We start from the raw sequence: 13,207 nt of genomic DNA, 5'->3' as shown, positions 1-13,207 counted from the left end.
TGAGCTTTTAAGGAGTGAATGGAACTATGAACGACGCTGAAAACGGAAAAACCGGCAAATCGATCAAACTAATGACTTTGATCATGATGATCTTTACGACCATCTTTGGATTTGCGAACACCCCCATTGCGTTTATGCAAATGGGCTATGCAAGTATTATCTGGTATATTTTTGCCGCAATTTTCTTCTTCCTACCATTGGGATTTATGATGGCAGAATATGGATCAGCATTTAATGAGGCTAAGGGTGGAATTTACTCTTGGATTGAAGGGGCAGTGGGACCTAAAATTGCCTTTATCGGAACATTTATGTGGTTGGCTTCTTGGGAAACATGGTTAGTAGCTACAGCTTCTAAGATTTGGATTCCATTTTCAACTTTCATTAGTGGGTCCGACCAAACTCAGACTTGGCATCTTTGGGGATTACACTCAAATCAAGTAATTGGAGTTTTGGCGGTCCTATTGATTATTGTGGTTACTTTCTTTGCTTCAAAAGGAATTGATTGGATTTCAAAAATTTCATCTTTTGGTGGAATTATGATGGTAACCATTAATATTCTATTTTTCGTTTTTAGTATTTTCATTCTTTTGAAGAATGGTTTCCATACAGCAGAACCAATTCATGGGCTTTCGACCTTTTTGCACAGTGCTAATCCTAGTTTCACATCACCAATTGCGATGTTAAGTTTCGTGGTTTATGCTGTCTTTGCTTATGCAGGGATGGAGTCGATGGGTGGAATTACTGATAGCATGGAAAATCCTAAACGTGATTTCCCACGCGGGGTCTTGATTTCAACGGCGATTATCGCGGTCTTGTATGCTATTTCGATCTTTCTTTGGGGAGCTAGCGCTAATTGGTCTCAAATTATTGACCAAGGACATGTTAATTTAGGAAACGTAACCTATGTCATGATGAATAATTTAGGAAGCACTTTTGGTAATCAAATTGGTTTGAATGCCGCTGGGGCAGCTACGATGGGTGAATGGTTTGCTCGTTTTGCTGGGTTTGATATGTTCATTGTTTATATTGGTTCATTTTTCGTTTTGATTTATTCACCAATTAAGGCCTTTGTTTTGGGAACACCTAAGGACTTCTGGCCTAAACATGTCACTGAATTGAATTCAGCAGGAATGCCTGCTAACGCAATGTGGTACCAAGCAATCTTTGTCATTATTTTGATCTTTGCGATTGCTTTTGGTGGATCAACAGCGCAAGTCTTCTATAATATTTTGACATTGATGGGTAACGTTTCAACGGCTTTACCATATCTATTCTTAGTGGGAGCTTATCCTTTCTTCAATCAAAATCCAAAGATTGAAAAACCCTACGTCTTCTTTAAAAATAAGACTATGATGTGGATTGTTACTGCTATTTCATTTATTGTCTTGGCTTTGAGTGTATTATTCACTTGTGTTGAGCCAATTTTAGAACATCAATGGACAGATGCATTTTGGACAGTTTCTGGGCCAGTCTTCTTCACCTTGATTGCGGTGATCTTATATCGTCGCTATGAACGTAAGAAGCGGAATGAACGAAAAAATAACGCATAAAATAATTTAAATGAGACGACTGATTTGAGATCTGAGATCTTAGAGTAGTCGTCTTTTGAATTTTAATATTCAAATCTTAGCTTTAACATATTATAATTTCAATAAATTCTAATAAGAAACCAGATTAATTTAATTAGGTTAGTCTGCCTTTTTGAGATTAAATATGGTATCTTTAAAATTATGTAAAAATATAAAAATTAGAACAGGGGTACCCCAGTAATGAAAAATGAAAAGTTGGGTTTTAATAAAGTGATTTTACTAGCTTCGTTGATCTTTGGGATTTTCTTTGGTGCTGGAAATTTAATTTTCCCAATCCATTTAGGTCAAGCGGCTGGTGCTCATTGGTTACCGGCCACAATTGGTTTCGTATTGACGGGAACGATTGTGCCATATTTGGCAATGTTAGCTGTGTCAGTGACCAAAAGCGAGGACTTGTATGCATTAGCGCAACCGGTGTCTCACTATTTTGCCTTATTTATTGTAGTCGCCTTTCACTTAGTCATTGGACCGCTTTTTGCCACACCAAGATTGCCAGCGGTTGCATTTTCGACAGGAATTGCGCCATTATTGCCAGCTAAATATGCTACAGTAGGCTTATTTATTTTTACGGTTATCTTCTTTGGATTAGCGTACTTGTTGACGGTGAAAAAGGCTGATATTACAGCTTGGATTGGTAAGTATTTGAATCCGCTTTTCTTGCTAGGATTGTTAGTATTGTTTGTCGTTGCCTTTTTGTTTCCAATGGGGCATTTGAATTATACGCCATCTGCGTCTTATCAAAATCACGCATTCACTGCAGGGTTTATGGAAGGTTATAACACGATGGATGGAGTCGGCCTATTAACGGTTGGTGTAACCATTGTTTACGCTGTTCGAGGTTTAGGGGTCCATAATGATAATATTTCCAAAGAAATTGCTAAAGCAGGGGCATTAAGTGTTGTAGCTGAAGCCTTAATTTATATTGTCTTGATTTTAATGGGGACAATGAGTCTTGGTCAGCTAAAGCTTTCTGAGAATGGTGGGATTGCTCTTGCACAAATTATTAGTCACTATGCCGGCAATGCAGGATTGGTTTTAACTGCTATTTTGGTGACTTTGACAGTCTTTACTACTGCCATGGGACTATTTCAAGCCTTTGCACAAGATATGGAAGCTGTATTTCCTAAGTATTCATATCGCTTTTGGCTTCGTGTGATTACCATTGGCTCATTGATTGTGGCTAATTTAGGGTTAACGACTATTATTGCTTGGTCAGTACCAGTGATGATGATGCTATACCCTTACGCTCTGGGAATAATTGGTTTGAGCCTATGCAAAAAATATTTTGATGGTTCTCCATTAGTTTATCGTTGGACGATTGGCTTTATTACGATTCCAGCCATTGGAGATATGTTAGCTAGTTTACCGATTTCAAATGGGGTTTTACAACATATCGTCACGGGTTATCACCATTTAGTGCCATTTAGTAGCCAAGGATTAGGTTGGATTTTACCAGGATTAATAGGTGCTTTGATTGGTTATGGTCAATATCGTTTGATTCAAACCAAAATCATTAAAAAAATTGATTAATAAATATTAGATATGAATTAGGGAGGATTGAGAATGCCCAGAAATATTCTGCCAGTGAAATTGAATGAAATTAAAGAAGGTGTTGTGACTGATATTTTACATAACGGAATGGGTGTAATCTTGATAGATCAACACTATCCAGTAAAATTAGTTGATGCTTTCTTAGGAGAAAAAATTCAATATCGATTGACACAAGTTGACCGATTGTCAGCATATGGTGAAGTCATTAAGGTGTTAGAACCTTCACCGGATCGTAAGAATCAAAATAAAGCCTACTTATTAAAAGCAGGAGTAGCTCCCTATGTTAATTTGAGCTATGAAGGTCAATTAAAGTTAAAGCAACGGCAAGTGGAACAAGCCTTTCAATCTGTTGATTTAGATTTGCCAGTGGCGTACCCCATCGGAGCTGAGCAACAAACACATTATCGCAATAAGACGGTTGTACCTTTGAAAAAACAACAAGGACATCTAACAACGGGATTTTTTGATCGTCAAAATAAAGATTTGATTGTGCCAATGGAGGATTATTATTTAAATGACCCTGTGATTGATCAAACGATTGGAATTGTACGAGATATATTAGATCAGTTTAAAACACCGATTTATAACGATGCCACTAAACAAGGGGCAATGCGTTATATCATGGTACGAAGGGGATATTATTCTAAGCAGGTGATGGTTGTTTTAGTGAGCCACTTAGCAGAATTACCAGATGAAGAAGGAATCATAGCAGCCATTGTGGCAAAGGTTCCTGCGTTAAAGAGTTTGATCTTAAATCATAATCCACGACAAACCAGTCAACAATTAACTGGTGATAATCGTGTTTTGTGGGGGGATGCCGCAATTCATGACCAATTATTAGGGCATGATTTTGTGATCGGACCGAATTCTTTTTACCAGGTCAATCCTAAAACAACGGAAGTTTTATATCAATTAGCTGCTCAAATGGGTGAATTAAAAAAGAGTGATGTGGCGATTGATGCATACTCGGGAATTGGGACAATTGGTCTGTCGATTGCTGATCAAGTTCAACGTGTTTATGGGGTTGAAGTGGTCGAAAGAGCGGTGGAAGATGCCAAAATTAATATTGCTCAAAATAAAATTGAAAATGCAGAATATATTGCTGCAGATGCACCGGCCCAAATGGAAAAGTGGCGTGATCAAAATCTACCAGCAGATGTTATTTTTGTTGATCCACCCCGCCGTGGCTTAACGGAAAGCTTAATGGATGCAGTGGTCTACCTTCAACCTGAACGTTTTGTCTATGTTTCATGTAATCCGGTGACGATGGCTCGAGATATTAAATATATGACTGAACATGGTTACCAGGTAAAAGGGAATATTCAACCTTTGGATCAATTCCCACAAACTGCGCATGTTGAGTGTGTAGCTTTAATGATTCATTCTAATTAAATCTAAAATAAAAAGCACATCTGATGTAATTTACATCTGCTGTGCTTTTTTTAATTTCGTTGTAGAATTAAGGCTGCTTCATCAGTGAGGGCGTCATAGAAATAACGAACTTCGTAGGCATTAGCAGGAAGCTTTTTAGCCATTGATAAGACTTCTTGCATGGCAGGATTTTGATGATGGCCATCCAAAACAATGACTCCAAGAGTGCGGAGGTATAATTGAATTTGCTGAATGGTTTGTTTTAGTTGATTAGGATCAGTTAGTTGATCAACTTGAAATAAAAAGACTGATACTAATTCAGTAGGACTTAGATATTCCGGAATATTGGTAAAGCTTTTTTCAATTGGTTCAACTCGCGCCGTTAAACCGCTTAAAAAGAGTGAGGCTGCCATATCATCGATTTCTTTTTTTTGATCAGAAAAAGCTAATACGTGACCGCCGTCACCTACTCGACTAGCAAGATAACGGGTTCCATCACCTGCTTTGATCGTTGCATCAACAACAGTATCTCCAACGTGTAAAATTTCGTCGATTTGCATTTGGGCAAAATTATGAGTTTTTCGCATTGATTAAACCTCCTTGGGTTTATATTTGAAAATAAATTCTTTTGAGAAGATGAGTAAGAAACAAGCTAAAGATAGTCCAGCTAATACGTCTGAGAGGTAATGAACTCCTAAATAAACTCGACTCATGGGGATGGTAACGATTAAACAGGTTAACAAAGTCATGAAGGCGTACTTGATTGGTTCGTTTTTAATATAATAATGAACTAGAACGATTAATGATCCGTATAATAGCATTGAATTCATTGCATGACCAGATGGAAAAGATGAGCCCCCCTCGTTGACGAGATGCAGGATACTTGGCCGAGGTCGATTCACAAAGTGCTTTAATAATTTCATCACACCTAAACCGAAGACTCCAACGTTGACTACTACAAAGATAGCGATGTCATATTTTTTAAGTATTACGGCAAAAAAACATGCCCACATGGCAATGAAGGCGGTCCAAATTGGATTACCAGCCCGGGTGATATTTTTAAAAAACCAAGTTCGCTCACTAGTGACTGGTTCACGGATCAGTCTAAAACCCAATTGGTCAATTAGATGGATATAATGAAGTTGAAAGTGAACACCTAAAAGTAAGATAAGAAAAATGAATAGGCAAAAAAGGGCTAACCCAATTTGCCAACGGCTGATTTGGCGTTGCATAGAAATGATCCTCCGTCGAAATAGAATTTAACTTTCATATTAGCACATAATTTTAAAAACGATGATTAAAAATAACTTTTAACTTATAAAATTGTAATAATATTTTTAGATGGTCCATTTGAAAGGATTTTAGCTCGTTAATGTAGGATTTGATTGAATTGAGAGCTCAATTAAAAAAGGAGAATTTAGCTTTTAGGTGGTTTGGAAAATACTCATACAAATTAGACTTGATTTAGCGTATAATTTTTTAATATAAACTGAAAAGAACGGCCGCCGGACCAAAGGATTTTAAATCGGGCTGGTCAGTAAAGTGAGGACGAGATAAATGGCATACCAACATCAAGCGGTTGAACAAAAATGGCAACGTTTTTGGGAAGACAACCAAATATTTAAAACCGGAACGGATCAATCTAAGCCTAAGTATTACGTTTTAGATATGTTTCCTTTCCCATCAGGACAAGGGCTTCACGTCGGGCATCCTGAAGGTTACACGGCAACTGATATTTTAGCTCGAATGAAGCGGATGCAAGGATTTAATGTTTTGCATCCCATGGGATTTGATGCATTTGGGTTACCCACTGAAGATTATGCGATTAAAACGGGAGCTAATCCCAAGGATGTGACCAAGACCAACGTGAATAATTTTCGACGTCAAATGCGTTCGTTAGGACTTTCATATGATTGGACTCGTGAAGTTAACACGACTAATCCTAAATACTATAAGTGGACTCAATGGATTTTTGAGCAATTATACAAAAAAGGTTTAGCTTATGAAGATGAAATGATGGTTAATTGGGCCCCTGATTACAATGGTGGAACGGTTGTGGCCAATGAAGAAATCATTAACGGTCGGACTGAACGTGGAGATTATCCAGTTTACCGAGTACCAATGCGCCAATGGGTTTTGAAAATCACCGAATATGCTGATCGTTTGTTGGATGATTTGGATGATTTAGACTGGCCAGAAGCGATTAAAGAGCAACAAAGAAATTGGATTGGTCGATCAACGGGTGCTTCAATTGATTTTAAGATCGATGGATATGCTGATAAAAAGATTGAAGTCTTTACGACACGTCCTGATACGTTATTTGGGGCTTCATATGTTATTCTCGCACCCGAACACGATTTGGTCCAAGAAATCACTACACCAGCCCAAAAAGAAGCTGTTGAAGCTTTTAAGGAAGCCTTATCCTCAAAATCTGATTTGGAACGAACGGATTTGAATAAAGATAAGTCAGGAATTTTCACTGGTTCTTATGCAATTAATCCAGTCAATGGTGCTAAATTGCAAATTTGGATTGGGGACTATGTCTTAGCTTCATATGGAACAGGAGCCGTCATGGCAGTGCCTGCCCATGATGCCCGTGACTATGAATTTGCGACTAAGTATGATTTACCTAAGTTGGAAGTTATAGCAGGTGGTGATATTGAAAATGAAGTTTATACTGGCGACGGTGTTCATATTAATTCTGAATTTTTAAATGGTTTGGAAAAAGAAGCTGCGATAGAACGTATGTTAACTTGGTTAAGCGAAAATAAAATTGGTGCTAAGAAGGTGAATTATCGTTTGCGTGATTGGATCTTTTCACGTCAACGTTACTGGGGTGAACCAATTCCAGTGATTAATTGGCATGATGGAACGAAATCTCTAGTACCAGAGGAAGAATTACCCTTGCGCTTACCAAATGCAGAGAATATTTTGCCAACTGGAACTGGTGAATCACCCTTGGCTAATATTGATGATTGGGTAAACGTAACAGATGAACAAGGTCGTCATGGTCGACGTGAAACGAATACAATGCCACAATGGGCAGGATCATCTTGGTATTACTTACGTTATATGGATCCACATAATGACGAAATGATGGTCGATCCAGAATTAGAACAATATTGGCAAAATGTTGATCTATATGTTGGAGGAGCTGAACATGCTGTTTTGCATTTGTTGTATGCTCGTTTCTGGCACAAAGTTTTGTATGATCTAGGCATTGTTACAACGAAGGAACCATTCCAAAAGTTGGCAAACCAAGGAATGATCTTAGGATCAAACCACGAAAAGATGTCAAAATCTAAGGGAAATGTTGTTAACCCTGATGATGTGGTTGAAAAATATGGGGCAGATACCTTGCGCCTTTACGAAATGTTCATGGGACCTTTGGAACAATCAATTGCTTGGTCAGAAGATGGACTTTCAGGATCACGTCGCTGGCTTGATCGGGTTTGGCGTTTGGTGATCGATGATGAAAATCATCTACGCGATCACATTACAACGGTGAATGATCATAAGTTGGATAAAGTTTACAATGAAACAGTGAAAAAGGTTACTGAACACTTTACTAATATGCGCTTTAATACTGGTATTTCACAACTAATGGTCTTTATAAATGAAGCTTATAAGGTTGATAATTTACCAGCTGAATATATTGAAGGATTTATTCAACTATTGTCGCCAGTTGCGCCACATATTAGTGAAGAACTTTGGAGTTACTTCCATAAAGATGAGTCAATTCAAATGACAACTTGGCCAACTTATGATGAAAGTAAGCTAGTTGAAGCCACTGTTGAAATTGTTTTCCAAGTGAATGGTAAATTACGTGGAAAAGCACAAATGGATAAAGACAGCACGAAGGAAGAAATTATTGCAGCAGCACTAGCAAATGAAGGAGTGCAACGTACTTTGGATGGTCAAGAGCCAAAGAAGGTTATTGCAGTACCTGGTAAATTAGTTAGTGTCGTTATGTAAATCAAAATAGCTGAAAAATAATTTAGTCCAATTATAGTATCCGTACTAAGCTAGTTAGGTGATTTTAAAATCACTGAGCTAGTTTTTTTATTTAACTTTTAGCTAGATCAATTAATAAAACGATTTATTTGATATTTCTTATGCGAATTTTGGAATTTATTATATACTGATAATTGATACGAGAAAGTTGAAATGTCATTTAAAAATAGGTATAAATATGAAAATTAATTTTTTTAAAGGAATAATCGTAATGTTGCTGGGCTTAGTCCTTGTGCAACCGATGTCTAATGCAGCGGCTTTAACCCCGGATAGTTCGGCTCCGGCTGAAATTACGGTTGATGTCACTTCGGGACAAGTTATTGCGAGTAAAAATGATCAAGAACGTTTGCCAATTGCTTCACTTTCTAAACTAATTGTCATTTATTTAGTAGAACAATCTATTCAATCTGGGAAATTCACTCATGAATCAACGATGAAGGTTTCATCTAAAGTGGCCGATTTTAGTCAAGATCTAGCAACGGCTAATGTTGAGTTGTCGGAAGATAAAACGTACACCGTTGAGCAATTAGAAACTGCGGCCTTAGTGGCTTCAGCAAATGGGGCGGCAATCGCTTTGGCAGACAAAGTTTGTGGAAGTCAGGAACAATATTATCAAGTTGCCAATCAACTTTTGACGAGTTGGGGGATTAAAAATGCTAATATTATTTCAGCCTCTGGATTAAGTGAAAATGACATGGGTAGTTTTCAAAATCAAAGCTTAGATGGCAATTTAGAAAATAAATTATCTGCCCGTGAAGTAGCTAAAATTAGTTGGCATTTGGTACGAGATTATCCTGATATTTTTAAAATAACGAGCCAAACTGAAGTAGAATTCCCAAAACCGGATGATAGTACGCAGACTTTAAAAAATACTAATGAACTTTTATGGAGTTCTAAATATAAGTTTGAAGGATTGAAAACGGGTACTACGGCTGATCATAGTCAAAATGTTGTCGGCTATACCACGATCGATAATCGACCAGTTTTGACTGTCGTTTTGAATGCATCTGAAGGACAAGATTTTACTGAGACGGAAAATATGTTAGACCAAATTCAAAAACAAACCAATTTGGTAAAAGTGACTGCTAATCAGAAAATGTATGTTAAAAATGCTAAAAATAAACAAAGTTTAGTTGAATTAAAACCGCAAAAAGATGTTGTTGTTTTTGCGAAGGAACAACGTTTAGCGACTCAACAAACATTTAAAGTGAATAGCCATGCTGATGCACCTCTCAACCAGAACGAATGGGTGGCAACTCAAAGAGTTTTGTTTAAAAATAAGTCCTTGAACGATTACTTGGGTGCACAACCTAGTTTGCGCTATGAAACAGTCAACGCAGTGAAAGTAGCTAATCCGTTAGTTTTGATTTCACGATCAGTTATGACTTGGATTGAAAAAGTTTTTTAATTTTCGTTAACTAAGATTGAAGATTCTCACATAAAATTAAATATCGTGTATAATAAACGAATGTGAGTTATCGGCGTTATAGTTCAACAGGATAGAACAAGGACCTCCTAAGTCTTAGATCACAGTTCGAGTCTGTGTAACGTCATTAAATTTAAATTGAACGAAAGGTCAGAGGTGATTGCATGACGGCTGAAACGGAACATGATAAAAAAATCCGGCGGGAAATGACGTACCAAGAGGTGCAGCATTTACTCCGGATGCAACAGCAAAGAAATGAACCAGTCGTCACAACCACACATAAGCAAGGTCTGAGTGATGCTTCTAAAAGAGCTTTAAATCGTTCTGGTAAGTTAGTTAAAAGTACGCAGAAGGTTTATGTCAAGCCGAGTCAACGTAAGAAAATTTCATTTCCAGAAAAAGAAGTGATGAATGGTGAAACCGCTAGTCATCATGCTATCCAAGTGACGGAGGTCGCTGATTCTTATCATTATGGTGATCTAGATAAAACGTTGACCCAAAAGGCAGTGACAAAAGGACAACCACAGATTAAACCTCTAAGAACCAAACAACCGATGCAAAATACAATGAAAACAGAGACCGTAACACAGCCGAGTGAAGCTTTATCTGATCAAAGTAAAATGTTGCGTGGATCAATGTGGATGACTATTGGAAATTTAGTTTCTCGTTTATTAGGAGCTTTATACGTGATTCCATGGTCAATGATGATTGGAGCAGCGTACACAACTTCAGCTAATGGACTTTATGCCCAAGGGTACCAAATTTATTCGGTAGCCTTATTGATTGCTACAGCGGGGTTACCAAATGTTTTAGCTCGACTAGTAGCCGAGTTTTCGGAAAAGAAACAATTTAATCGCGTGAAAAGTATTTTACGGCAATCTTTGTTTCTAGGAGCGGTGATGGGGGCAGTTGCAGCGCTTCTGTTGTACATATTGGCAGAACCTTTATCGCAAGGAAATGATAATGTGGTGCCAGTTTTGTATTCACTGGCTCCCGCCGTTTTAGTGATCCCAATTCTTTCGATGTTACGTGGTTATGTACAAGGTTTTGAACTGATGGAAATTTCTGCACTTTCTCAAGTTGTTGAGCAGGTTGTACGGGTGATCTACATGTTGGGGATGACTGCATGGATTATGGTGGGTCATCATGGTACTTGGGTGGATGCCACTGTTCAATCAACTTTTGCGGCCTTTTGGGGCGCTTTGGCCGGTATTTTGGTTATCTTATTTGGGATTTTTCTGAAACGTGGCTACTTTGCCAGTAAATTTGTTTTAGAGGCACAACCGAAAGTTGCTCCCGCGGGTAGTTTGATTGGTAAAATGATGTGGCAAGCAATTCCGGTGGTTTTTGCTGGTTCGGCGATCTCTTTAGTTCAATTAATTGATCAGTTCAGTTTCTTCCGGATAATGCATATCTTTACTGATTTTAATCAAACGGCATTAAATCAGATGTTTGCTCAATTTTCATTTAATTCGAATAAATTGGTTATGTTAGTAGTATCACTAGCAATTGCGATGTCTGAGACAGCATTACCAATGTTAGCTCGAGCTCATGCTAAAAATGATGTTCAAGCTACAGGCCAACAAATTAATTATATTTTGAAATTACTATCATTTGTGATGATACCTGCTTCATTAGGAGTGGTTGCTGTTGCTAAGCCGTTGTATATTTTGTTCTATGGAGTATCTGACGTTAGTAATGGAGTATTAGTTTTGCAATTCTCTGGTTACATTGGACTACTATTTGGAATTTATATGGTAATCTTGGCAATTAATCAGGGGCTGGGCAATTTACGATTCACCGTACTTTGGACGGTCGTAATTTTGCTGTTGAAGTTAGCGCTTCAATACCCAGCAGTCTATTTATTCCAAGGACTGGGACCTTTGGTAGCAACAGGAACTGCTTTCTTAATTGGGTTAATTTGGGCCCTTTGGCAATTGTTAAGGCGTTATCCTATCGATTGGGAAAAATTCAATTATTCATTAATGACCATCTTATTCTGGAGTTTAATTATGTTTGCTGTGGTTACACCATTGGTCTATGGAATGGAAACTCTATTAAATGAAACTCGTTTGCAACAATTACTAGTCTTGATAGTAGGTGCCATAGTAGGTGCGATTATTTATGGCATAGTTGCCTTGAAATCACACCTGGGTCAGGATATCTTTGGATTAAGAGCGCAGATGATTGCTCGTAAGTTACATTTAAAATAAAAATCATTGTGCGCTAAATTAATATTCTGTCTAAGACTAAGCTTGGATTAAGGGAATATTTAATTTAGCGTTTTTATTTGATTAATTAGGAGCGCAAAGATGATTGAAGAACAAAAAATTACAGATTGGACTTGGGTGCAAGTGCACGAAATGCAACCGAATGAGCGGGAAAAATTGAATCAAAAATATCAAATTGCAAATGAAATGATTAATTATGCTTTGGATCCCTATGAAAGTGCACGGAATGAGATTGATGGTGAAAATTTATTGATTATTTTTGATGTTGTGACCCCAACTTCCGATATTGCAACCACTGAGCCGGCTAGCTTTATTGTTAATCAAGATCAAAAGTTTTTAATGACTTTCACTCGAATGGAAACGAAATATCTTATCAATTATATTAATAAGATTATTGAGCAAGCACATGAAAATTTGCATCATTTTCAACCAATTGATATTTTGATTGATACTCTCAGAATCTTATCAAGTAAATTTCAAACTGTGATTTTAGAAATTAACCGTCGTCGAAATCCAATTCAACGGGCTTTACGTGAGGCGAAGTCATTGCAAGGTAAAATTGATGAATTAATGAACTTACAGACCGATTTAATTTATTTATTAAATTCATTGCGTAGTGATAATGACTTAATTAATAATTTGAAAAACCAAAAATTGTTAAGTCTGGAAACGGCTCAAATTGAGAAATTAGTAGATGTTCAAGTTGAATTACAACAAGCACAAGATACCGGTGAATTATCTCAATTGGTTACCAATCAAGTGGAAGATTCATATGCTTCGATTGCTAATAATAACCTGAATTGGACGATGAAGATGTTGACGTTGGTAACAGTTGTTTTAACGATTCCGACAATTGTCAGTGGGTTTTATGGCCAAAATGTCCAGTGGTTACCGTTTGCACAAAACCATACAAGTTGGTTAATAACGATCTTGATTACTGGTATTTTAATGCTCATAACGGTGATTATTTTATGGCATCGGGGTTTTTTTAAGCGATAATTGTAATCAGTAATTGACTTTTACCT

General features: G+C 37.3%; 9 protein-coding genes and 1 tRNA gene. 8 read left to right on the top strand and 2 right to left on the bottom strand.

Annotation, left to right across the window (positions count from 1 at the left end; genetic code table 11):
• Positions 1-26 precede the first annotated feature (26 nt).
• The 3 genes from yjeM to rlmD all read left to right on the top strand — a co-directional run bounded on the left by yjeM (position 27) and on the right by rlmD (position 4,532).
• Positions 27-1,550, top strand: a complete 1,524-nt coding sequence (yjeM, locus tag JC2156_RS07535) for a glutamate/gamma-aminobutyrate family transporter YjeM (RefSeq protein WP_006846038.1) — start codon at positions 27-29, stop codon at positions 1,548-1,550.
• Between the two features lie 219 nt (positions 1,551-1,769).
• Positions 1,770-3,119, top strand: a complete 1,350-nt coding sequence (gene brnQ, locus JC2156_RS07530) for a branched-chain amino acid transport system II carrier protein (protein WP_006846037.1) — start codon at positions 1,770-1,772, stop codon at positions 3,117-3,119.
• Between the two features lie 33 nt (positions 3,120-3,152).
• Positions 3,153-4,532, top strand: a complete 1,380-nt coding sequence (rlmD, locus tag JC2156_RS07525) for a 23S rRNA (uracil(1939)-C(5))-methyltransferase RlmD (protein ID WP_006846036.1) — start codon at positions 3,153-3,155, stop codon at positions 4,530-4,532.
• 50 nt (positions 4,533-4,582) lie between these two features.
• Here the strand turns inward: rlmD and JC2156_RS07520 are convergent, their stop codons facing one another.
• A complete protein-coding gene (locus JC2156_RS07520; protein WP_006846035.1) occupies positions 4,583-5,098 on the bottom strand; it encodes a hypothetical protein in 516 nt (171 codons plus the stop codon).
• Positions 5,099-5,101: 3 nt separating this feature from the next.
• On the bottom strand, positions 5,102-5,743 hold the full coding sequence (locus JC2156_RS07515; protein ID WP_006846034.1) for a phosphatase PAP2 family protein: 642 nt from the start codon (positions 5,741-5,743) through the stop codon (positions 5,102-5,104).
• Positions 5,744-6,068: 325 nt separating this feature from the next.
• Here JC2156_RS07515 and leuS point away from each other — a divergent pair, with 325 nt between their 5' ends.
• From leuS to JC2156_RS07490, 5 genes are all read left to right on the top strand, one after another.
• The gene (gene leuS, locus JC2156_RS07510) at positions 6,069-8,486 is read left to right on the top strand and encodes a leucine--tRNA ligase (RefSeq protein WP_006846033.1); all 2,418 of its coding nucleotides are present in this window, start codon (positions 6,069-6,071) and stop codon (positions 8,484-8,486) included.
• A 217-nt stretch (positions 8,487-8,703) separates the two neighbouring features.
• The gene (locus tag JC2156_RS07505) at positions 8,704-9,933 is read left to right on the top strand and encodes a D-alanyl-D-alanine carboxypeptidase family protein (protein WP_006846032.1); all 1,230 of its coding nucleotides are present in this window, start codon (positions 8,704-8,706) and stop codon (positions 9,931-9,933) included.
• Between the two features lie 72 nt (positions 9,934-10,005).
• Positions 10,006-10,078: transfer RNA gene (locus JC2156_RS07500), tRNA-Arg, on the top strand.
• Between the two features lie 37 nt (positions 10,079-10,115).
• Entirely contained in the window at positions 10,116-12,164 is a 2,049-nt protein-coding gene (locus tag JC2156_RS07495) for a putative polysaccharide biosynthesis protein (RefSeq protein WP_006846031.1), read from the top strand.
• A 99-nt stretch (positions 12,165-12,263) separates the two neighbouring features.
• Complete coding sequence (locus tag JC2156_RS07490; protein WP_006846030.1) at positions 12,264-13,181, top strand: magnesium transporter CorA family protein; 918 nt, start codon at positions 12,264-12,266, stop codon at positions 13,179-13,181.
• The last annotated feature ends 26 nt before the right edge of the window (positions 13,182-13,207 follow it).

It is taken from the genome of Weissella koreensis KCTC 3621, from assembly GCF_000277645.1.
Note: the sequence above shows the minus strand (reverse complement) of the source record. Positions and strands in the feature narration are given on the sequence as shown.

Coding starts and splice junctions, on each gene's coding strand:
- yjeM (WP_006846038.1), top strand. CDS start 27: ATGAACGACGCTGAAAACGGAAAAACCGGCAAATCGATCAAACTAATG.
- brnQ (WP_006846037.1), top strand. CDS start 1,770: ATGAAAAATGAAAAGTTGGGTTTTAATAAAGTGATTTTACTAGCTTCG.
- rlmD (WP_006846036.1), top strand. CDS start 3,153: ATGCCCAGAAATATTCTGCCAGTGAAATTGAATGAAATTAAAGAAGGT.
- JC2156_RS07520 (WP_006846035.1), bottom strand. CDS start 5,098: ATGCGAAAAACTCATAATTTTGCCCAAATGCAAATCGACGAAATTTTA.
- JC2156_RS07515 (WP_006846034.1), bottom strand. CDS start 5,743: ATGCAACGCCAAATCAGCCGTTGGCAAATTGGGTTAGCCCTTTTTTGC.
- leuS (WP_006846033.1), top strand. CDS start 6,069: ATGGCATACCAACATCAAGCGGTTGAACAAAAATGGCAACGTTTTTGG.
- JC2156_RS07505 (WP_006846032.1), top strand. CDS start 8,704: ATGAAAATTAATTTTTTTAAAGGAATAATCGTAATGTTGCTGGGCTTA.
- JC2156_RS07495 (WP_006846031.1), top strand. CDS start 10,116: ATGACGGCTGAAACGGAACATGATAAAAAAATCCGGCGGGAAATGACG.
- JC2156_RS07490 (WP_006846030.1), top strand. CDS start 12,264: ATGATTGAAGAACAAAAAATTACAGATTGGACTTGGGTGCAAGTGCAC.